The sequence below is a fragment of the Mesorhizobium sp. M4B.F.Ca.ET.058.02.1.1 genome (genome assembly GCF_003952505.1).
Classification (GTDB): Bacteria; Pseudomonadota; Alphaproteobacteria; order Rhizobiales; family Rhizobiaceae; genus Mesorhizobium.
On the sequence record NZ_CP034450.1, the window covers coordinates 4302975 to 4324093 of the forward strand.

A 21119-nucleotide genomic window follows, 5' to 3' on the forward strand; every position below is an offset into this window, starting at 1 on the left:
CATGAGCAAATCACCAGCCACCCGCGAATTTGCCAGACGTGAACGGCCGCTTTCGCCGCACCTGAGCGTGTACCGGCCGCCGATCACAATGACCATGTCGATCATCCATCGCATCACCGGCGGTGCGCTCTATTTCGGCACGCTGCTGGTGGCGCTCTGGCTGATGGCAGCGGCGAGTTCCGAGGCCACGTTCGATCTCGTCAACTGGGCCTTCGGCTCGTGGCTGGGGCGGCTGGTGCTGTTCGGCTACACCTGGGCGCTAATGCACCACATGCTGGGCGGCGTACGCCACCTGGTCTGGGACACCGGCGCCGGGCTCGAGAAGCACACGGCCTCGAAGATCGCCTGGGCGACACTGGCCGGCTCGATCCTGCTCACGCTGCTGATCTGGATCGCCGGCTACATGGCGCGGGGAGCCTGACCATGAGCGGCAAGAACACCGACATGCGCACGCCGCTGGCCAAGGTCCGCGGCCTTGGCTCGGCCCGCGAGGGCACTTCACATTTCTGGCGTCAGCGGCTGACGGCGATCGCCAACATCCCGCTGATCCTGTTCTTCGTCGGCTTCCTGATCGCGCTCAACGGCCACGGCTACACGGAAGTGCGGACGGCGCTCGCCAATCCGTTCGTGGCGCTGGTGCTGGCGCTGGTGCTGATTTCCGGCCTCTACCACATGCGGCTCGGCATGCAGGTGATCATCGAGGATTACGTGCATGGCGAAGGCATGAAGCTGGCGCTGATTGCGCTCAACACATTTTTTTCCGTAGCGGTCGGCGTCGCCTCGCTCTTCGCCCTGCTCAAACTGGCATTCGGAGGCTGACATTTTGGCCAAGGACGCGAAATCAGCCAATTCCGCCTACACTTTCGTCGATCACAAGTTCGACGTGGTGATCGTCGGCGCCGGCGGCGCCGGCCTGCGCGCCACGCTCGGCATGGCCGAGCAGGGCCTGCGCACCGCCTGCATCACCAAGGTGTTCCCGACACGCTCGCACACGGTGGCGGCGCAAGGCGGCATCGCCGCCTCGCTCTCCAACATGGGCCCGGACTCCTGGCAGTGGCACATGTACGACACCGTCAAGGGCTCGGACTGGCTGGGCGACGTCGACGCCATGGAATACATGGTGCGCGAGGCGCCGGCCGCCGTCTACGAGCTCGAGCATTACGGCGTGCCGTTCTCGCGCACCGAGGAAGGCAAGATCTACCAGCGGCCGTTCGGCGGCCACATGATGAACTATGGCGACGGCCCGCCGGTGCAGCGCACCTGTGCGGCCGCCGACCGCACCGGCCACGCCATCCTGCACACGCTCTACGGCCAGTCGCTGAAGAATAACGCGCAGTTCTTCATCGAGTATTTCGCGCTCGACCTGATCATGGAGCCGGACGGCACCTGCACCGGCGTCGTCGCGTGGAACCTCGACGACGGCACCATCCACCGCTTCTCGGCCAAGATGGTGGTGCTGGCGACAGGCGGCTACGGCCGCGCCTATTTCTCGGCGACGTCGGCGCATACCTGCACCGGCGACGGTGGCGGCATGGCCGCCCGTGCCGGACTGCCGCTGCAGGACATGGAGTTCGTTCAGTTCCACCCGACCGGCATCTATGGCGCCGGCTGCCTGATCACCGAGGGCGCCCGCGGCGAGGGCGGCTATCTCGTCAATTCCGAGGGCGAGCGATTCATGGAGCGCTACGCGCCGTCGGCCAAGGACCTCGCCTCGCGCGACGTCGTCTCACGCTGCATGACGCTGGAGATCCGCGAGGGACGCGGCGTCGGCAAGAACAAGGACCACATCTTCCTGCATCTCGACCATCTCGATCCGGCGGTGCTCCATGAGCGGCTGCCCGGCATCTCGGAGTCGGCGAAGATCTTCGCCGGCGTCGATCTCACCAAGGATCCGATCCCGGTGCTGCCGACGGTGCACTACAATATGGGCGGCGTGCCGACCAACTACTGGGGCGAGGCGCTCAACCCGACAGCCGCGAGCCCGGACAAGGTATCGCCAGGCCTGATGGCGGTCGGCGAGGCCGGCTGCGCCTCGGTGCATGGCGCCAACCGGCTGGGTTCCAACTCGCTGATCGATCTCGTCGTGTTCGGCCGCGCCGCGGCGATCCGCGCCGGCCAGGTGATCGACCGCAAGTCGGCAATCCCGTCGCCGAACGAAGCCTCGGTCGAGAAGATCATGGACCGCTTCGACCGGCTTCGCCACGCCAACGGCTCGACGCCGACGGCGGTGCTTCGCGAAAAGATGCAGAAGGCGATGCAGGAAGACGCGGCGGTGTTCCGCACACAGGAATCGCTGGAAAATGGCTGCAAGCGCATTTCGCAGATCTGGGGCGAGCTCAAGGACATAAAGGTGTTCGACCGCTCGATGATCTGGAATTCGGATCTGGTCGAGACGCTGGAGCTCGAAAACCTGATGGCCAACGCCATCACCACGGTCTACGGCGCCGAGGCTCGCAAGGAGAGCCGCGGCGCGCATGCGCGGGAAGATTTCTCGGCCCGCGACGACGCCGCCTGGCGCAAGCACACGCTGGCCCATCTCAGCGAGGACGGCAAGGTGACGCTGACCTATCGTCCGGTGCACACCGAGCCGCTGCTGGCCGAGAAGGACGGCGGCATCAGCCTCGCCAAGATCGCGCCGAAGGCCAGGGTGTACTGACGATGGCGCTGGCGGCAACGGGATATTCCGGCACCCCGCTTCCGGCCAAGCTCGGCCTGAAGGACGGCATGGTCGCCGCCTTCATCGCGCTGCCGCCGGAGCTGGATGATCTTGCCGGAGCCGTGGACTTTGCCGCGATCGACCGGCTGGCCGACTGGTCGGAAATTTCTGGTCGCCAGAGATACGATGCCGTGCATGCCTTCACCCGGCGGCGCGCCGAGATCGAGGACGGCCTTGCCGGCATCGAGACGGCGATCAAGCGCGACGGCATGGTCTGGGTTTCATGGCCGAAGAAGGCGTCGAAGGTGGCGACCGACGTCACCGAGGACGTCATCCGCGCCGAGGCGCTGAAGCGCGACCTGGTCGACGTCAAGATCGCCGCCGTGAATGAAATCTGGTCCGGGCTGAAGCTCGTCATCCGAAAGGACCGCAGGTAATGGTCGAACTCACGCTCCCCAAGAATTCGAAAGTTCAGCAGGGCAAGACCTGGCCGAAGCCGGAGGGCGCCACCAATCTTCGCGAATACCGCATCTACCGCTGGTCGCCGGACGATGACGAGAACCCGCGCATGGACACCTATTTCGTCGACATGGACGATTGCGGACCGATGGTGCTCGACGCGCTGCTCTACATCAAGAACAAGATCGACCCGACGCTGACGCTGCGCCGCTCCTGCCGCGAGGGCATTTGCGGCTCCTGCGCCATGAACATCGACGGCTCCAACACGCTCGCCTGCACCAAGGGCTGCGACGACATTTCCGGCGCGGTGAAAGTCTATCCGCTGCCGCATATGCCGGTGATCAAGGACCTGGTTCCCGACCTCACCAATTTCTACGCCCAGCACGCCTCGATCGAGCCATGGCTGAAGACGGTGTCGCCGGAGCCGGCCAAGGAATGGCTGCAGAGCCATGAGGACCGCGAGAAGCTCGACGGGCTCTACGAATGCATCCTGTGCGCCTGCTGCTCGACGTCCTGCCCGAGCTACTGGTGGAACGGCGACCGCTATCTCGGCCCGGCGGTGCTCTTGCAAGCCTATCGTTGGCTGATCGACAGCCGCGACGAGGCCAAGGGCGAGCGGCTCGACAATCTCGAGGACCCGTTCCGGCTCTATCGCTGCCACACCATCATGAACTGCGCGCAGGCGTGCCCCAAGGGCCTGAACCCGGCCAAGGCGATCGCGGAGATCAAGAAGATGATGGTGGAGCGGCGGGTTTAGCCTTGGCGGGATAACCAACGACAACCTCAAACGCGGCGATCCTTCGCGCCCCCTCTGTCCTGCCGGACATCTCCCCCACGGGTGGGGAGATTGGCTGTCATGAGGGCTTTCGCCTATCTCCAAGGTTGAAGGATGAAGCGCGGTCGGCGAAGCTGCTGATCTCCCCCAAGTGGGGGAGATGTCCGGCAGGACAGAGGGGGGCGCTGTCCCGCCAGCGTCAGAAAGGATTGCACGGCAATGAGCGAAGACCTTCCCATCCTCTCTCCCGCCGAAGCGCGTGTGCTCGGCTGCCTGATCGAGAAGAAGGAATTGACGCCGGACGTCTATCCGCTGACGCTCAATGCAGCGCTTGCCGCCGCCAACCAGAAGACGGCGCGCGAGCCGGTGATGGCGCTGGAACAGACCGAGGTGCATCGGGCCCTGAAGCTGCTTGAGCAGAAGGGGCTGGTGCGGCAGATGTTCGGTTCGCGCGTGGAGCGCTATGAGCATCAGATGGCGCAGCGATTCTCGCTGACCACGCCGCAGACCGCCCTGGTCGGGCTGCTTCTGTTGCGCGGGCCGCAGACCGCATATGAGCTGTTGGCGCGAAGCGAGCGCATGGCGCGGTTTTCGTCGATCGAGGATCTGCGCGGTGAACTCGACATGCTGATCGGCCGCCGGCCGGCGCTCGTTCAGGAGATACCGCGCGGGCCAGGCCAGCGCGAGGACCGCTATGTGCATCTGCTGGGCGGGCCGGTGGATGTGGCGGCCGTCGCAGCGGCGCCATGGCAGCCGCCAGCGTCATCGGGCTCCGATCTTGAGGCCCGGGTGCTGGCGCTTGAAGAGGAGGTGGCGGCGCTGCGTGCCAAGGTCGAGGCACTGGGCGGGTAGTAGTGCCTTAATGCAGTAGTCTCGCATCCGGGCCGAAGTCGGGGCTGCCCCTCATTGCCCTGCCGGGCATTTCTCCCCGTAAACGGGGAGAAAGAGGCTGGCCGCGACTTTGGCGCCAGTCTCGCAGCGTTGGAGATTGGCGAAACCATCGGTGACAGCGCCCCTCTCCCCGTCACTATACGGGGAGGGGACGCCGGCAGGCAGGTGAGGGGCAGCACCCAGCGTCTGTAATAATGAGCAGCGCCGGCAGACCGACGTCTGCAGTCTTCTCACCCCAGCTTCGCGTCGAGCGAAACCTTGATGGCGCCGAGCGCCTTCGAGACCGGGCATTCGGCCTTGGCCTTCTCGGCCAGCTCATTGAACTTTGCCGCGTCGATGCCCGGCACCTTGCCGACGACGGTGAGAGCGCTGCCGGTGATGCCGGTGCCGGGCACCAGCGTCACCACCGCCTTGGCGTCGAGTTCGGTGGCGGGCGTGCCATTCTCGGCGAGGAAGTGCGAGAACTGCATGGCGTAGCAGCCGGCGTGCGCGGCGGCGATGAGCTCCTCCGGGTTGGTGCCGGATTTGCCGCTCTCGTCCTCGAAGCGCGCCTTGAACGAATAGGGCGTGCCTTTCAGCGCCCCGCTCTGGGAGTCGAGCGTGCCCTTGCCTTCCTTCAGATTGCCATTCCAGACGGCGTTCGCGGTGCGGTCCATGAAATCCTCCTTGATCGTCGGGGTTGCGCCGGCAGAGCGCCGGCGTTCCCCAGGACTATAGCGCGGGCACGCGCGAAGGCCACCGCGCTCTTCGAGCGGTGGCGTCCAAAATTCTTTCTCAAAAAAAGCGCGCGCAAAAATGTCGACTTCCATCGGACTCGACCGTCCTACGGGCGGCCACGGATTTCGCGGCCGGATGGAGGCTCACATGGACGGTTTGTTTTTCGCGCTGTGGAAATGCCCTGAGCACAAGGCCCGGCGACAGGAAGACTATTGGCTCGATCCGCCGCCCTCCGGCTTCGGCCGGCTGCTGGCGGCGGTCGCCATCATCGGCATCGCGGCATGCCTTCTCGATCATGCGGCGGCGTTCGGAGGCGCGGCTGACACCATCATCACCGCATCCTATGGTCCATCACAACACGGGAGATCGGAATGAGATATGTCTGCCTGGTCTATGGCGAGGAACAGAGCCTTTATGCGTTGACCCCGGAAGGATCGGCCAAGCTAGACGCCGATTCGCTGGCCTATGACAGATCGTTGGACCAACAAGGCAAGCTGATCATCGCGCAGGCGCTGCAATCGGTGAAGACGTCGAAGAGTGTGCGGCGGCGCAACGGGAAAAGACTGGTCACCGACGGCCCGTTCGCCGAGACCAAGGAGCAGTTGCTCGGCTTCGTCATGATCGAGGCCGAGAGCCTCGACGAGGCGCTGGAGATCGCCGGCGACATTCCGCTGGCCGAACTCGGCACCGTCGAGGTCAGGGCGATCTACGACATACCCGGGTCATAGCTGGTCGCCGCCGGCTCATGCAGGTCGGCGGATCATATCCGCCGCCTTCTCGGCGATCATCACCACGGGCGAGGCGGTGTTGCCGGAGACGATGCGCGGCATGATCGAGGCGTCGATGACGCGCAGACCCTCGACACCGGTCACGCACAGGTCGGGACTGACGACGGCGCGATCGTCGACGCCCATTCGGCAGGTGCCGACCGGATGAAAGATCGTCGTCGCGATCGAGCCGATCTGGTGCAGCAGGTCGTCGTCGGACTGGTGGGCGGGACCGGGCAGGATTTCCTCCGGATGGAAGTCGGCAAGCGCCTTGGCGGTCATGATCATGCGCGCCTGGCGCACCGAGCTCAGCGCGATCTCGCGGTCGCGCACCGTCGAGAGATAGTTCAGCCGGATTTCCGGCTGTACGGCCAATTCAGGTGTCGTGGCATGTACGGAGCCGACGCTGTCGGGCCGCAGATTGCAGACCGACATGGTGATCGCCGGGAACGGGTGCAGCGGGTCGCCCAGCCGGTCCGTCGACAAAGGCTGGACGTGGTATTCCAGGTCCGGCGTCGCCATCGACGGATCGGATTTGCTGAACATGCCGAACTGGCTTGGCGCCATCGACATCGGCCCCGACCGGGCAAAGGCATATTGCAGCGCGATCCGCGCCTTGCCGCTCAGGCTGTTGGCAAGGGTGTTGAGCGTCAGCGCCGACGACACTTTGTAGACCGTGCGGATCTGCAGGTGGTCCTGCAGGTTCTCACCGACATCCGGGCTGGCGTGAACCAGATCGATCCCGAGTGAGGCGAGGCGATCCGGCTGGCCGACACCGGAAAGCTCCAGCAGTTTCGGCGTGTTGATCGCGCCGGCCGTCAGCAACACTTCTCGCCTGGCGCTGGCCTGGCGTGCCTCGCCGCCGGCGAGGTAGCCGACCCCCGTAGCCCGCTTGCCCTCGAACAGCACCTTCTCGACATGCGCCTTGGCGACCAGCCGCAGGTTGGGCCGCCGCAGCGCCGGGCGCAGGAATGCCTTGGCGGTGTTCCAGCGTATACCCTTGCTCTGGTTCACTTCGAAGAAGCCGGAACCCTCATTGTCGCCGTCGTTGAAATCCTCGCGCGGCATAATGCCGAATTCCTTCGCCGCGTCCTGCACTGTGTTGAGGATCGGCCAGGACAGGCGCTGCCGCGCCACTTTCCATTCGCCGCCGGAACCATGCAGCCTGGTCTTGCCGCCATGATGGTCTTCGGATTTGAGGAAATAGGGCAGCACGTCGTCCCAGCCCCAACCGACATTGCCCATCTGCCGCCAGCCATCATAGTCCGCAGCCTGGCCACGCATGTAGATCATGCCATTGACCGATGTGCAGCCGCCCAGCACCTTGCCCCTGGGATAGACCAGCGAGCGGCCGTTCAGGCCGGCCTCCGGTGCCGTCTTCATCATCCAGTCGGTGCGCGGATTGCCGATGCAATAGAGATAGCCGACAGGAATGTGCACCCAGTGGTAATTGTCGCTGCCGCCGGCCTCGAGCAGCAGCACGCGCGTCGCCGGATCTTCGCTCAGGCGGTTGGCCAGCACGCAGCCGGCCGTACCCGCGCCGACGATGATGTAGTCGTAGTCGCCGTCCAGCCTTTGGGTCATTCTGCTGCTCTGCCTGGTCCTGCGGCCTGTTCGGTCCAGAACGATCGCAGCGTATCGGCGAGGCCGCAATAGGCGCGATAACGCCTGGCATAATGTCGCTGCATGGCCGGATCCGGGCGGTAGGCGGCGCGCGGCCGAGTCATGGCGTCGACGCCGGACTCATAGTCGGCGAACAGTCCGGCCCCCACGCCGGCGCCGATCGCCGCGCCAAGCGCGCCGGTCTCGCGGGCTTCAGGAACGGTGATCGGTACGCCGAGCCCGTCGGCGAAGATTTGCGGCCAATGTTCGCTGCGGGAGCCGCCGCCGGACAGCACCGCCTTGTCGAAGCTGACGCCGGCGTCTTTCAACACATCGATGTGGCGCCGGTGCTCGAACATGACGCCTTCGAACAGCGCGCGCAGCAGATGGCCTTCCCTATGCCAGCCGGCCAGGCCGTAGAAGCCGGCGCGGAACTCGGCGCCCTGGCCCGAGCCGTAGAGGAACGGGTGGAAGATCGGGTCGTCCCAGGCCGGCGTGACTTCGCCGACAGCTGCGTTGCAGTGGCCGAACGGATCGTCGTGGTGGCTGCCGCGCTCGACGAATTCGCGCACGTACCATTCAAGATTGGCGGCCGATGTCGCGCTGGATTCGATGTTGACGAAGCGGCCGGGGCCGAAACGCGCGACCATGAAAACATCGGGATCGACAACCGGCGCGGCGGAGAAGACCTGGTTGACCGACCAGGTGCCGGCAATGATCGAGGCTTCGCCGGGGCGCACGACGCCGGCCCCCATGGCGCTGGCGACAACGTCGAAATAGCCGGCGATGACCGGCGTGCCTTCTGCCAACCCGGTCTCATCGGCCGCCCTGGCGGTGACGGCGCCGGCAATGTCGGCGCTGTCGAGCAGCCGCGGCAGTTTTGCCTGCGCGTCCTCGATGCCGTAGAGCGCGAGAAGCTCGCCATCATAGACGCCTTCGGGCATGCGGACGAGGCCGCAGCCGGACATGTCGGAGACATCGCTCACCTGCTCTCCGGTGAGGCAAAAGGCGATGAAATCCTTGCACAGCATCGCCGTGCCGGTCGCGGCATAAAGGTCGGGTTCATGCTGCTTGACCCAGGCCAGCAAGGTTGGCGTCTGCGCCGGCCAGGGCTTTTGCAGGCAGATCGCGTGCAGTGCGCCGGCGTTGCGCGAAGCCAGTTCCGCCGCCATGCCGGCGGCGCGGGTGTCGAGCGACTGGATGCCGATCAGCGGGGCGCCGGCGCGGTCGATCAGATAGAGGCCGTTGCCATGGCCGGCGCAGCCGACAGCGGCGATCTGGCGTGCGTCGATACCAGCCTGCGCAATGCAGCGGCGGATGGCGTCGCGCGCAGCGGCCCACATATCGCCGAGGTCGCGTTCGACATAGCCGGGCTGCGGCGTGTGCGAGCGCCCGGCGACGGTGTGCATGGCGACCTGCCGCCCGGCGAGGTCGAACAGTACCGCCTTGATGATGGTGTTGCCGGCGTCGAGACCGAGCAGATATGCGGCCTGATCAGCCATTGTTGTAGATTTCCCAGGCCTCTTCGCCGCCGGCGTCCTTGTGGACCATCGCCATCAGCGCGTTGACCACCGCCTTCGGGTTGGCATGCTGATAGATGTTGCGGCCATAGACCAGCCCTTTGGCGCCTTGTCTGAGCAGGGCCGACGATTTTGCCAGCACGGTCCTAAGGTCGTCCTTGCCGCCGCCGCGCACCAGCACCGGCACGCGCGCCGCCTCGACGACGCGGTGGAAATCCTCAGGCCGGGCCGTCGGATCGGCCTTGATGATGTCGGCGCCCATTTCGGCGGCGAGCCGCACCAGGGTGACGATCTTCTCGGCGTCGCCGTCGACCTGATAGCCGCCGCGCACATCGTTGGGCAGCATCACCAGCGGTTCGATCATCAAGGGCATGCCGTATCTGTGGCAGGCAGCGCGGACCTTGCTGATGTTTTCGACGCATTGGCGAAACAGCTCCGGCTCGTCGGGAAGCATGAACAGGTTGACGACGACGCAGGCTGCGTCCAGCTCCAGCGCGCCGATGATCGGCTCGTCATGATTCTGCAGCATCGACCACATCACGCGGTGGCGCTGGGCGTTGTAAGGATTACCCATGTCGATGCGCATGACCAGCGCCGGCTTGTCCTTGTCCGGCCGCGATTGCAACAGATCGGCCTGCCCGTAGGCGAGTTGCAGCGCGTCCGGACCTACCGCGATCAGCGTGTCGATGACTCGCGGCATGTCCTCCAGGCCGACGAGAAAATCCGGTTCATTGCAGACGCCGTGATCGAGCGCCACGTCGAGGCAATTGCCGTTGGTGAACATCCGGTTCATGCGGGCCTTGGCGCTGACCTTCATTTTCTGCTCCTGAAATCGTGCGTTGGACGAGCATCTCCTGCGAGACGCCGTGATAGGTGTCGAGTTCGGCAACCAGGCCCTGCACCTCGCGGTCGCGATGCTCATCGCTCCAGCCGCGCTCGGCGGCCAGTGCGTCGGCGATGCGTTCGATGGATGCCATCGAGATGTCGCCGCAAATGGCAAGCGATGTGCGGCGCAGGATAAGGTCCGACAGACAGGTTACGAACTCATGCCGGGTCAGGTAGACGATTTCGGCTGCCGTCGTTTCGGTCCTGCTGTCCAGTCTGACATCGTCGGGACGCCCGCCGCAAAACAGGACGATGTCGCGCGCACCGCTGCCATAGCGGTCGACAAGATACGCGGCGCGGGCGCCGCCGATCGCGAACTCACCAGCCAGATCGGCCGCCAGCGACGCCGGGTCCCGGGGGAAGCCGAGGCCGCCGCCGATCGGCATGGTCAGCGTGCCGCAAAGGCGCTCGCGGCCAAGCTCGGCCAGCACTGCGTCGGCCGCCTGTTCGGCGAAGGCGCGGAAGGTCGTCCATTTGCCGCCGATCATGCAGAACTGCGGGATGTCGCCGGCAATGCGATGCACGGAATGGCCGCGCGAAATCCTGCCGGTGAAGGCATGGTCGCTCTTCGGCAGCGGCCGGATGCCGCTATAGGTGAACACGATGTCGGAGGCGTGAACCGGAATAGCCGGAAAGACCAGCCGTGCCGCCGCCAGTATGTAATCGGCTTCCGCCGGTTCGCAGCGCACGCGGCTGGCCTCGCTGACGCGAATATCGGTCGAACCGACCAGCACCTTGCCGAGATAGGGGAACATGATGCAGATCCGGCCGTCGGCGTTCTCGAAGAAAATCATGTGGCCGCCAAGTGCCTGGTAAAGCGGCTCGTTGTTGAGGATGAGGTGCGAGCCCTTGGTGCCCTCGACGAGCGGTGCCGCGGGCTTTCCGGATGCGTCGAGCCGGGCGATCGCCGAATCGAGCCATGCGCCCGTCGCGTTGACGATTGCCTTGGCGCTGACAGGGAAGCGCTCGTCGGTCGTCATGTCGGTAAGTTCGAAGGCCGAACCGGCGCGCGTGATATGGGCGCGGTTGAGCGCCAGGCTGTCGGGCGCCAGGCGTCCGGCATCGAGCAGCAGTTCGATGCCAAGCCGTTCCGGATAGCTGATCCAGGCGTCGTAGTAGGTGGCGGAAAACCGCAGTTTCGGGTCGAGCGCCGGCCATTGCGCGAATGTCGTCCTGGCGCCGCGGAAATTGTGGCGCGGCAGCACCCGGCGCTTGCGCGTCGTCCAGTCGTAGAGCGCGAGCCCCGCCTTGATCGCCAGTGCGCCGCGGCTGGAAGGCGCCTCAGAAAGCCCGAGAAGGCCTGCCGCCCCGTTCATCAGCCCTGAGAAGACGGTGCGGATCGGAATTACAGTCGGCAATGGCCGCACCATATGCGGCGCATTGGCCAGCAGCGCATCGCGTTCGCGCAACGATTCCTGCACCAGGCCGAACTCGCCATTCTCGAGATAGCGCAGACCGCCATGGATCATGCGCGAGGGGGCCGCACTGCAGCCCGAGCAGAAATCGTTGCGCTCGACCAGCAGCACCTTCAGGCCCTGCAGCGCCAGTTCGCGGAAAACGCCGATGCCGTTGATGCCGCCGCCCACGACGACGACATCGAACGCGCCGTTCTGGCGGATCTTGTCGAGGATGAGGCTTCTCTGGTCAGGCATGGCTTCGCCGTTCGGCCGTCTGGTGGACGGCAGCTCAACTTGGTTCGGGTTCACAGGTGGCGGTCAGGCGTCGAGATTTGTCAGATGGCGGCTGGCGGCCTCGCTGATCTGGCTGATCTCCTGTTCGGACAATCTGATGCGGCCGGCCCGCGCGTTTTCCCTGGCCTGCTGCGGGCTGCGGGCGCCGCAAAGCGAGAAGGTGATGCCCGGCTGCTGCAGCGTCCAGGCGATGACGATCTGCGCCTCGCTTGCGCCGTGCGTCTCGGCAATCGGCCGTATCTCTTCCATCAGCGCCGCGACCTTGCGGCGGTTGGCCAGCGAGAACCACGGATTGTCCTTGCGCTGGTCATCGCCGGTAAAGACGCGGTCCGGACCGATCTTGCCCGACAACAGGCCGAGCGCCAGCGAGGAGTAGCTGAGCACAGACACATTGTTGTCCGCGCAGAAAGGCAGAAGGTCGCGCTCCATGTCGCGCACCACCATGCTGTATTGCTGCTGGACCGCGTCGAGCTGGCCGGCCGCGAGATAGGCTTCGACATCCGCAATGCTGACATTGCTGGCGCCGATGGAGCGGATCTTGCCTTGGGTCTTGAGGCGATCGAGCGCTTCCATGGTCTCAGGGACCGGCGTCGTCGCATCCTGCCAATGGGTGATGTAGTGGTCGATGTGGTCGGTGCCGAGACGGCGCAGGCTCTGCTCCACTTCGTAGACCACGGAGTCGGCGCCGAGATAGCGATGCACCGGCGCGCCGTCATAGTCGAAGAAGTGGTTGCCCTTTTTTGCGTGCCAGATCAGTCCAAGCTTCGTGGCGAGCACGACCTTGCCGCGGCGTCCCTTGATCGCCTTGCCGACGATTTCCTCCGACAGCCCCTGGCCGTAGGCCGGCGCGGTGTCGATCAGCGAAACGCCTTCGTCGATCGAGGCGCGGATGGTGTCGATGGACTGCGCCTCGTCGGTGCCGCCCCACATCCAGCCGCCGATGGCCCAGGTGCCGAGGCCGATCGCGGAGGCGGCGATTCCCGACGCGCCAATGGTGCGCGTCAACATTTCAGGCGACATTGCGTATGCTCCCCGCATTGTTCAGGACCGCGTTGGCCGTTTCTTCGTCGACGACCAGAGACTTGAGATAATTGCCGCGCAGCGCGGCGCGGATCGGCCCGACTTTTTCGGCGCCGCTGGCGACGCCCATCACCGTCCGGCAGCGAGCGAGTTCCGAGGGCGCCAGCGCCACCAGGCGGTCGTTGGGCGGGTAATCGGCCAGCGTGCCGTCGTCGCGGATCAGATGCGCAAGGAACTCACCGACCGCGCCGCTGGCGGCCAGCTTGTCGCGGTCGGGGTCAAGACCTGGGCGAAGGTCGTAATAACTCGACCCGGGCGTCTGGATCGACCCGATGCCGACCAGCGCGATCGCGGCCTTGCGCGCCAGATCGAAGATCTCGCGCACCGACGCCATCTCCAGAAGCAGGTCGCGCTGCTCCCGGCTCTCGGCGAACAGCGGCGCATGCAAGAGCATGCTGGAGCCGCCGAGCCGCTCGGCGAGCCGCGTCGCCAGATGGTTGACGTCGGTATAGTGCTTGCCCTGGACGCCGCCGGTCAGCGGCACGACGGTGATGTCGAAAGCCCGCTCCGGCTGCAGGTTCTCGGCGAGGGCGCTGATCGCCTTGCCGCCGGTAATGGCGATGACGTCGCCGTCGCGCAAGGTCTCGAGCAACTGGTTGGCCGCCGCGCGCCCCACCTGCTGCAGCGTGCTTTCGGGACTGCCGGCCACGGTCGGCGTCACGATCGCACTTGCCAGGCGGGCAACCTCGATCAGCTGCTTTTCGATATCGACCAAGGCCTGGAACGGGCTCTCGACCGCGATCCTCAGCATGCCGAGCTTGCGCCCCTGGGCGATCAGCCGATTGACCTTGGACGCCGACAGGTTGAGCGCCGCCGCGATGTCGTTCTGCTTCATACCGTCGACGAAATGCAGCACCAGCACGGTGTGGATCTGCCGGATCGCCTCGAAATCTTCCCTGCTGTCCGCCATCTCAGCCCCGCCGCTTGTTGAAGTAATAATCGGCGGTGACCGCCGTCAGCAGAATGGACCCGCGGATGATGTCCTGCCAATAGACGGACACGTCGAGCAGAGCGAGCGAGCTTGAAACGACGGACAAAAGGACGGTGCCCAGGATGGCGCCGAGAATGGTGCCGATGCCGCCGGTCAGGCTTGCGCCGCCGATCACCGCGGCGGCGATGACGTTCAGCTCCATGCCGGCGCCGAATGTCGGCTGGGCCGAGCCGAAGCGGGCCATGTAGATGACGCCGGCAAAACCGCACAGTGTCGAGCAGAGCGTCGTGGTCAAGAACACGACCTTGTTGGTGCGGATGCCGGAATAGGCCGCCGCCTTCTCGTTGCTGCCGGTGTAGAAGACTTTGCGGAACATCGTCGTGCGGCGCAGCATGAAGTCGGACAGGATGACGAAGACAATGAAGATGATGATGACGACGGGAATGCCGCCGACCGCGCCCTGGCCGATGAACTTGAACTCAGGCGGCAGGGTGTAAAGCCCGAGCGGGCGGCCGCCGGTGCCGAGCAGGCAGAGCCCGCGTGCAATCACCATCACCCCCAGCGAGACGATGAAGTGGTGCAGCCCCACTCTGGTGACGAAGAATCCCATGAAGGCGCCGATGGCAGCGCAAGCCGCTATCGCCACCAGCGACGCCAGCCAGGGGTCCATGCCGCTGAGGAAAAGCAGACCGGCGACCACCATGGCGAGCGCGGTGACCGAGCCGACCGAAAGGTCGATGCCGCCGGAAATCAGCAGGATCGTCATGCCGACCACGACGATGCCTTCCACCGCGAAGGCCATCGCCATCGCCCGCATATTGTCCCAGGTCAGGAAATAGGGGGATGCGAACGACATGACGGCAAACAGCACGGCGATGATGAGGATCAGGCCGGTCTCACGCATCCTGATCAGGCCACCGAACCTTGCGCCGAGCCCTATCCTGGCAGCTTGCGTCGCGCTGTCCATACTGTCCCCACGATGCTCATGCGGCGCTCCGTTGCCGGCCTTCATCGGCAAGCGATGCCAGGACCATGATGTTTTCCTCCGTCATCTCTGCCCCCGCGACTTCGCCGGTAATGCGTCCCTCGCGCACGATCAGCACCCGGTCGCAGATGCCGATCAGCTCCGGCAGCTCGGAGGAGATGACCACGATGCCGACGCCATCGCGCGCCAGCTTGCGCAGGATGCGATGAATTTCGGCCTTGGCGCCGACATCGACGCCGCGCGTCGGTTCGTCGAGGAAGATCACCTTCGGGTCGACCGACAGCATCTTGGCGATCGCTACCTTCTGCTGGTTGCCGCCCGACAGTGTCGAAACCGGCTGACCGACATGGCCGCATTTCAGCGACAGCTGCTTGCCGATCGTTTCCGCCCGATGCTTCTCGCGCCGCTCGTTGATGAGGCCGAAGCGCGTGGCGATCCGGTCGACCGCCAGCGCCGAAATGTTGGCGGCGATCGACATGTCGAGAAACAGCCCGTCGCCCTTGCGGTCTTCGGACAGGTAGACGATGCCCGCGGCGATGCTGTCGCCATAGTGTGTCAGCGACAGGCGCTCGCCGCGCAGGCTGACATCGCCGGTCACCTCACCTTCGAGCCGGCAGATGCCTTTGACGATCTCGCTGCGGCCGGCGCCGATCAGGCCGCCAATGCCCAGGATTTCGCCCTTGCGCAGCTGAAAGCTAATGTCGCGGAAGGCAGTCGCCTCGCAGAGGCCGACGATCTCGAGCAATATGTCTTCGGACCGTTCATCGTCGCGCAGCTTCTCGGGGTAGAGGCTGTCGATGACGCGGCCGACCATGGAGGCGACAACTTGTTCGGGAGTCGTCCCTGCTATGTCGAGCGTGGTGATGTAGCGGCCGTCGCGCAGCACCGTGACGCGGTCGCAATTGTCGAAGATCTCGGCCATGCGGTGCGAGATGTAGATGATGCCGATGCCTTCGCCGGCAAGCTGGTGAATGATCTCGAACAGTTTTTGGGCCTCGCGCTCGGTCAGCGCTGCCGTCGGTTCGTCGAAGATAAGGATGCGGCAATCGAGCGTCAGCGCCTTGGCGATCTCGACCATTTGCTGCTGGGAAATGGACAGATTGCGTACCATCGCGGTCGGATCGATGTGGCCAAGCCGCGCCAGGATCGCCGTCGCGCGCTTCTCGAGGTCGCGGTAGTTCATCAGCACCGCCTTGCTGGCGTTGGTGATCGACATGAAGATGTTCTCGGCCACCGAGATATCGGGGCACAGCGCGATCTCCTGGTGAACAAAGCCGATGCCAAGCTTCTGCGCCGCCAGCGGCGAGGAGATAGAGACGGAGCGGCCATCGACCTGGATGTCGCCGCTGTCCGGCGACAAGATGCCGTCGATCACCTTCATCAGCGTCGACTTGCCGGCGCCGTTCTCGCCGGCAATGGCGTGGATTTCACCGGCGCGCAGCTCGAATCCGACATCGCGCAAGGCACGGACAGGGCCGAACGATTTGCTGAGGCCGGATATTTTGAGGAGGACCGGGGTTTCCACTGAGGTTCTCGCCTGCTCAGGAATGGTTGAGGCAACCGCGCCGGACGGCGCGGTTGCCCGCGGGACGGATCAGCTTGGATCGCGGCCTTGCATGTATTTGTTCAGGTCGAACGAGTCGGCGTTCTCCTTGGTGATGACGGCGAAGCCGTTATCGGCGAAGGGGATGCTCATCGGGTTGTAGCCCGACGTCTTGTAGTCGTTGAACGGGTCGATCAGTTCCGGATGCGCCGCCATGAAGGTGGCGACGAAGCCGAGATAGCCCTGCATGCCCTGGTTCGGGCTCAGCGCCATGTGGATGTTGCCGGCCTTGATCTGCTCCAGCGTCGCCGGGGTGATGTCGGCATGCATGATCAGCACCTTGGCCTTGGCCTCGAGGACGGCGGCGACCGCGCCCTCGGCCGAGCCGGCTTCCGGAATCCACAGCGCCTTCAGGTTCGGATTGGCCTGCAGCATCGAGGCCACCGCCTTGTTGGCGACATTGGCGTCCTGGTTGGAGGCCTGGCGGCCGACCAGCTTCATCTTAGGATAGTTCTTGGCGAGATAGTCGATGAAGGCGGTGACGCGCAGGTCGTGGTTGCTCTGCCCCGGATTCTCCAGCACGCCGTATTCGGCGTCGTCGCCGACTTGCTTGACGATCTCCTCGGCGGCGAATTTGGCTTCCGCCAGATTGTCCGAGGTGATGTAGGACACGCGCTTGGATTTCGGCGAGTCGGCGGCGAAGGTGACGACGGTGGTGCCGTTCTCGACGGCGCGGTTGATCGGCTCGATGAACGGATCGGCCTGCATCGGGTGCAGCAGCACGCCGGCCGGCTTCTTGATCAGATCCTGTTCGAATGAGGCGATCTGCTTTGCGATGTCGTAGTCAGGCGTGCCCGAAAACACGGTCTTGCAGCCCATCGCCTGGGCGGCCTGCTTGAAGCCCTGATAGACCGGCACCCAATAGGGATGCGCGGAGACCATGACGTTCATCACATAGGTCTCGTCCGGCTTGCACTGAAACTTGCTCTCTGCCGACGCGGCGCCTGGCATCGCCAAGGTCAGCGTCATCATGGCGGCGCTCAATGCGCCCGCCAGCCCAATCCTGTTCATTCTCTCCTCCGGGTTCCCCGACGATGAAAAGCCTCGTCGTATCAGCTTTGCAAGAAATTTCAGGATATGAAATCTCTGGCAACGTTGAATACGGCGGGATTTGTTGCGTGTCAACGATGTTGCATGAAATATCAGATGGTGAAATTTCTTGCAGTGCGCGTCGACCAGCTGCAGCGTCGTCGGCAAGAGGCTGCATCGTTTGCCTTGCGGGTGAGCGACCGAAAGCCAGGACATTCGATCCGGTGCGCAGTTGCCTGGAGGGAGAGCACCTCTTCTTCACCGGCCGCAATTCTTGCGTGTTGAAGCAACGGCACAGTTCTCTTATTGTCGCCGGAAATTTCCGGGGGATTTTGACATGCCTTTCCTGCTTGCTATCCTTGGCGTGTTGGGAGCGGCCGCGTTCTGGTGGTACCGGATGAAGGCCATGAACGAGGCCGCGCGCGAGGTCGCCGACGTCGTCGGCCGCGTTCAGGGCAACATCCGCCGCAAGAAGCTGCGCAAGCAGGCGGCGCTGTCGCCGCTGACGGCGATCGACAATCCCGTTGTGGCGGCGGCGACGCTGATCACCGCCATCGTGTCGGAACAGGGGCCCATCCTGCCGCAGCGCGAAGCCGTCATCCGCGAGGTGATTTCGGGGATTGCGGATGGCCAGAAGAAGACCGACGAGGCCGTCGTCTACGCCAAGTGGGCAACGGCGCAGATCGACGACACGACGATCGTCATCGACAAGCTGGCGCCGTTCCTGCGCGAGCGCCTCGACCCGCACGAAAGGGAAGATCTGCTGCAGATGCTCAATCGCGTCGCAAAGGGCGGCGAGCAGGGCCTGAAGATACCGGACCAGCGGATGCTGCGGCTGCGGCAGAAGCTTGGGTTCGAGGTGAATTGATCCAGGCGACCACCGATCTTTGAACTGAAGGCAGTTGTGCCTACATCAGGGTGGGCATGCCCAACCGTGGGGAAATAGAGGGAAGCAATTGCCAGCGCGGCTGCCGAATTGGCCGATTTGATTGACGCGCTGTTGGAGACAGGTTGCGCAAATCCAGGGTCGGCAGGTGGGTGCTCGGCATGCTGGCCGCCGTAGCGGTCTTCTATTACCTTCTTTGGCTGCTAGATCGCTTCCCCTTTCAGTAGCCGCGGCGTGTCGCCGGACAGGCCCGAGGCCTGGCGGATGAAAAAGTCCTTCAGCTTCGGCATGCGCTCGACGAGGCCGAGGCCGATGTCGCGCGCCGCGCGCAGCGGGCCGATGTCGTTGGAGAACAGCCGGTTCAGCACATCGGTGGTGACGCCCATCTGCACGGTGTCGAAGCGCCGCCATTGCTGGTAGCGTTCGAGCACGTCGAGCGCGCCGATGTCCTGGCCCAGCCGGTCGGCCTCGACCACCACCTCGGCCAGCGCCGCCACATCCTTGAAGCCGAGGTTGAGCCCCTGGCCGGCAATCGGGTGGATGCCGTGCGCGGCATCGCCGGCAAGCGCGATGCGGGGCGCGACGAAGGCGCGGGCAAGGGTCAGCCCAAGCGGCCAGGCGCGCGGCTTGTCGGCGGCATGGATCTCGCCCAGCCTGAGGCCGAAATGCAGCTCCAACTCGTGCTCGAAGACAAGGTCGTCGCCCTCGACCAGCTTCCGCGCATCCTCGGTGCGTTCGACCCAGACGATGGAGGAGCGGTTGCGGCCGTCCTTGTCGGGCTTCAGAGGCAGCGTCGCGAAGGGGCCGGCGGGCAGGAAATGCTCTTCGGCGCGGCCATTGTGCGGCCGTTCATGCGCCACGGTGCAGACGATACCGGATTGGCCGTACTCCCACTTCACCGTCTTGATGCCGGCCATGTCGCGCAGCTTCGAGTTGACGCCATCGGCAGCGACCAGCAGTCGCGCCTTCAAGGTCGCGCCGTCCGCCAGATGCACGGTGATGCCGGCGCCGTCGATTTCGAAGGCGCTGACGGCGAGACCTTCGATGATGTCGATGCCGAGTTTTTCGGCGCGCCGGCGCAGCGCGCCGTTCAGGTCCCTGTTGGCGACCATGTGGGCGAAGGGCTCGCCGGGCGCCACTTCGCCGTCAAAGGTCAGGAACACCGGCCGCACCGGATCGGCGGTGCGCGAATCGGTGATGATCATTTCGGTGATCGCCTGCGCTTCCGGCGCGATCTCGCTCCAGACGCCGAGTTGCTCCAGCATGCGGCAGGCGGCGGCGGCGATCGCCGAGGCGCGGCCATCCTTTTGCCAGACGCCGGCGGGCGCCGCGTCGACGACGGCGACGGCGAGGCTGGGGCGTGCCTGCTTCAGCGAAACCGCGCTGGCCAGCCCGACATAGCCGGCGCCGGCGACCAGCACGTCGAGCGAGGCTCTCGATCCTGCATCTGCCTTACGGTCAACCATGGCAAATTCCTTTCACGGCTCTGTCTACGCATGTCGCTGCCCCAAAACCGCTGCCACTTTTGGGCGACATGCCTAGTCTACAGCCTGCCGCACCACGCCGGTCTTGACTGCCCGCCCTTCCTGTCCGAAACCGCCATAACATCTTTTGCGGCTGGAGCGTGAAACATGACGGCGGCCATGGACGAGCTACTCGACATTCTCGACCTCGAGCAGCTCGAACACAATCTGTACCGTGGTCGCAGCCCCAAGCTCGACTGGCAGCGGGTCTTCGGCGGCCAGACGATCGCCCAGGCGCTGGTCGCCGCCCAGCGCACCGTCGAGCCAGAGCGCCACGTGCATTCGCTGCACGGCTATTTCATGCGGCCCGGCGACACCAAGGTGCCGATCATCTACGAGGTCGACCGCATCCGCGACGGCGGCTCCTTCACCACGCGGCGCGTGGTGGCGATCCAGCACGGCCAGGCGATCTTCTCGCTGGAGGCCTCATTCCAGCAGGACGAGGTCGGCCTCGAGCACCAGGTGCCGATGCCGCAGGATGTGCCGGCGCCCGACAATCTGCTCAGCCAGCGCGAACTGCTCGGCAAGTTCGGCGAAGCGGTCCCCGAAGGCATCAAGCGCTACTGGGACCGCGACCGGCCGATCGAGATGAAGCCGGTGATGCTGAAGCACTACACCAGCCGCGAAAAGCTGGAGCCGAAGCAGAACATCTGGATCCGCACCACCGGCCCGGTGCCGGCCGACCGCGCCACCCGGGCGGCAGTGCTCGCCTATCTCTCCGACATGACGCTGCTCGACACCTCGACCTTCGCGCATGGCCGCGCCATCTTCGACCGCGACATCCAGGCCGCGAGCCTCGACCACGCCATGTGGTTCCATCGCAGCCACCCGCTCGACGACTGGATCCTCTACACGCAGGACAGCCCCTCCACGCAGGGCTCGCGCGGCTTCACGCGCGGCTCGCTGTTTGCCCGTGACGGCACGCTGATCGCCTCGGTTGCCCAGGAAGGCCTGATCCGGCTGAAGCGCTGAGCAGATAGCCGACTTTCGGTTCAAGCCCACTGAACAGGCATTTTTGAAAATTTGCCTATTTTTTAATCATTTGTCCTGCCGCGACTCTGAACAGTCGGCATGGAAATGCCCCTCAATTCCTTTGTTTACAACAGGTTAACGGGCTGC

The 21119-nt window shown here is 64.8% G+C and carries 21 protein-coding genes; 10 read left to right on the forward strand and 11 right to left on the reverse strand.

The window, feature by feature from the left end:
- Position 1: 1 nt before the first annotated feature.
- The 6 genes from sdhC (at position 2) to EJ073_RS21145 (ending at position 4742) form a co-directional block, all read left to right on the forward strand.
- Positions 2-421: a succinate dehydrogenase, cytochrome b556 subunit gene (gene sdhC, locus EJ073_RS21120; RefSeq protein ID WP_126057480.1), complete on the forward strand. Its 420-nt coding sequence runs from the start codon at positions 2-4 to the stop codon at positions 419-421.
- 2 nt (positions 422-423) lie between these two features.
- Positions 424-819, forward strand: a complete 396-nt coding sequence (sdhD, locus tag EJ073_RS21125) for a succinate dehydrogenase, hydrophobic membrane anchor protein (RefSeq protein ID WP_126057481.1) — start codon at positions 424-426, stop codon at positions 817-819.
- Positions 820-823: 4 nt separating this feature from the next.
- Positions 824-2656 (forward strand): succinate dehydrogenase flavoprotein subunit, encoded by a 1833-nt coding sequence (gene sdhA / locus EJ073_RS21130; RefSeq protein ID WP_126057482.1) that lies wholly within the window; start codon positions 824-826, stop codon positions 2654-2656.
- Positions 2657-2658: 2 nt separating this feature from the next.
- Positions 2659-3093, forward strand: coding sequence for a DUF3052 family protein (locus EJ073_RS21135; RefSeq protein WP_126057483.1), 435 nt, complete (start codon positions 2659-2661; stop codon positions 3091-3093).
- On the forward strand, positions 3093-3872 hold the full coding sequence (locus EJ073_RS21140) for a succinate dehydrogenase iron-sulfur subunit (RefSeq protein WP_126057484.1): 780 nt from the start codon (positions 3093-3095) through the stop codon (positions 3870-3872). The genes EJ073_RS21135 and EJ073_RS21140 overlap by 1 nt, the downstream gene beginning before the upstream one ends.
- 237 nt (positions 3873-4109) lie before the next feature.
- The gene (locus EJ073_RS21145) at positions 4110-4742 is read left to right on the forward strand and encodes a DUF480 domain-containing protein (RefSeq protein ID WP_126057485.1); all 633 of its coding nucleotides are present in this window, start codon (positions 4110-4112) and stop codon (positions 4740-4742) included.
- Between the two features lie 269 nt (positions 4743-5011).
- On the opposite strand, the gene EJ073_RS21155 is transcribed toward EJ073_RS21145, so the two are convergent.
- Entirely contained in the window at positions 5012-5437 is a 426-nt protein-coding gene (locus EJ073_RS21155) for an OsmC family protein (RefSeq protein ID WP_126057486.1), read from the reverse strand.
- Positions 5438-5576: 139 nt separating this feature from the next.
- On the opposite strand from EJ073_RS21155, the gene EJ073_RS21160 reads away from it, so the two are divergent.
- Together EJ073_RS21160 and EJ073_RS21165 are read left to right on the forward strand one after the other, a co-directional pair.
- Positions 5577-5873, forward strand: a complete 297-nt coding sequence (locus EJ073_RS21160; RefSeq protein WP_245455303.1) for a hypothetical protein — start codon at positions 5577-5579, stop codon at positions 5871-5873.
- Entirely contained in the window at positions 5870-6226 is a 357-nt protein-coding gene (locus tag EJ073_RS21165; protein WP_126057487.1) for a YciI family protein, read from the forward strand. Before EJ073_RS21160 ends, EJ073_RS21165 begins: the two co-directional genes overlap by 4 nt.
- Before the next feature lie 15 nt (positions 6227-6241).
- Here the strand turns inward: EJ073_RS21165 and EJ073_RS21170 are convergent, their stop codons facing one another.
- The 9 genes from EJ073_RS21170 to EJ073_RS21210 form a co-directional block, all read right to left on the reverse strand.
- A complete protein-coding gene (locus tag EJ073_RS21170) occupies positions 6242-7849 on the reverse strand; it encodes a GMC family oxidoreductase N-terminal domain-containing protein (protein ID WP_126057488.1) in 1608 nt (535 codons plus the stop codon).
- A complete protein-coding gene (locus EJ073_RS21175; protein ID WP_126057489.1) occupies positions 7846-9369 on the reverse strand; it encodes an FGGY-family carbohydrate kinase in 1524 nt (507 codons plus the stop codon). Before EJ073_RS21175 ends, EJ073_RS21170 begins: the two co-directional genes overlap by 4 nt.
- On the reverse strand, positions 9362-10204 hold the full coding sequence (locus EJ073_RS21180; protein WP_126057490.1) for a class I fructose-bisphosphate aldolase: 843 nt from the start codon (positions 10202-10204) through the stop codon (positions 9362-9364). The genes EJ073_RS21175 and EJ073_RS21180 overlap by 8 nt, the downstream gene beginning before the upstream one ends.
- Positions 10116-11924, reverse strand: a complete 1809-nt coding sequence (locus EJ073_RS21185; RefSeq protein ID WP_126057491.1) for a glycerol-3-phosphate dehydrogenase/oxidase — start codon at positions 11922-11924, stop codon at positions 10116-10118. The genes EJ073_RS21180 and EJ073_RS21185 overlap by 89 nt, the downstream gene beginning before the upstream one ends.
- Before the next feature lie 63 nt (positions 11925-11987).
- Positions 11988-12983, reverse strand: coding sequence for an aldo/keto reductase (locus EJ073_RS21190; RefSeq protein ID WP_126057492.1), 996 nt, complete (start codon positions 12981-12983; stop codon positions 11988-11990).
- The gene (locus EJ073_RS21195) at positions 12973-13953 is read right to left on the reverse strand and encodes a sugar-binding transcriptional regulator (RefSeq protein WP_126057493.1); all 981 of its coding nucleotides are present in this window, start codon (positions 13951-13953) and stop codon (positions 12973-12975) included. Before EJ073_RS21195 ends, EJ073_RS21190 begins: the two co-directional genes overlap by 11 nt.
- A gap of 1 nt (position 13954) precedes the next feature.
- A complete protein-coding gene (locus EJ073_RS21200; RefSeq protein ID WP_126057494.1) occupies positions 13955-14941 on the reverse strand; it encodes an ABC transporter permease in 987 nt (328 codons plus the stop codon).
- 16 nt (positions 14942-14957) lie between these two features.
- On the reverse strand, positions 14958-16484 hold the full coding sequence (locus EJ073_RS21205; RefSeq protein ID WP_126057495.1) for a sugar ABC transporter ATP-binding protein: 1527 nt from the start codon (positions 16482-16484) through the stop codon (positions 14958-14960).
- Positions 16485-16553: 69 nt separating this feature from the next.
- Positions 16554-17534: a substrate-binding domain-containing protein gene (locus EJ073_RS21210; protein WP_245455752.1), complete on the reverse strand. Its 981-nt coding sequence runs from the start codon at positions 17532-17534 to the stop codon at positions 16554-16556.
- 394 nt (positions 17535-17928) lie between these two features.
- Here EJ073_RS21210 and EJ073_RS21215 point away from each other — a divergent pair, with 394 nt between their 5' ends.
- Positions 17929-18459 carry a hypothetical protein gene (locus EJ073_RS21215; RefSeq protein ID WP_126057497.1) on the forward strand — a complete coding sequence of 177 codons (531 nt, stop codon included), beginning with the start codon at positions 17929-17931 and terminating at the stop codon, positions 18457-18459.
- A 221-nt stretch (positions 18460-18680) separates the two neighbouring features.
- Here the strand turns inward: EJ073_RS21215 and EJ073_RS21220 are convergent, their stop codons facing one another.
- Positions 18681-19943: a ubiquinone biosynthesis hydroxylase gene (locus EJ073_RS21220; protein ID WP_126057498.1), complete on the reverse strand. Its 1263-nt coding sequence runs from the start codon at positions 19941-19943 to the stop codon at positions 18681-18683.
- Between the two features lie 165 nt (positions 19944-20108).
- Between EJ073_RS21220 and tesB the strand changes: the two genes are divergently transcribed.
- Positions 20109-20972, forward strand: coding sequence for an acyl-CoA thioesterase II (gene tesB, locus EJ073_RS21225; RefSeq protein WP_126057499.1), 864 nt, complete (start codon positions 20109-20111; stop codon positions 20970-20972).
- Positions 20973-21119 lie beyond the last annotated feature (147 nt).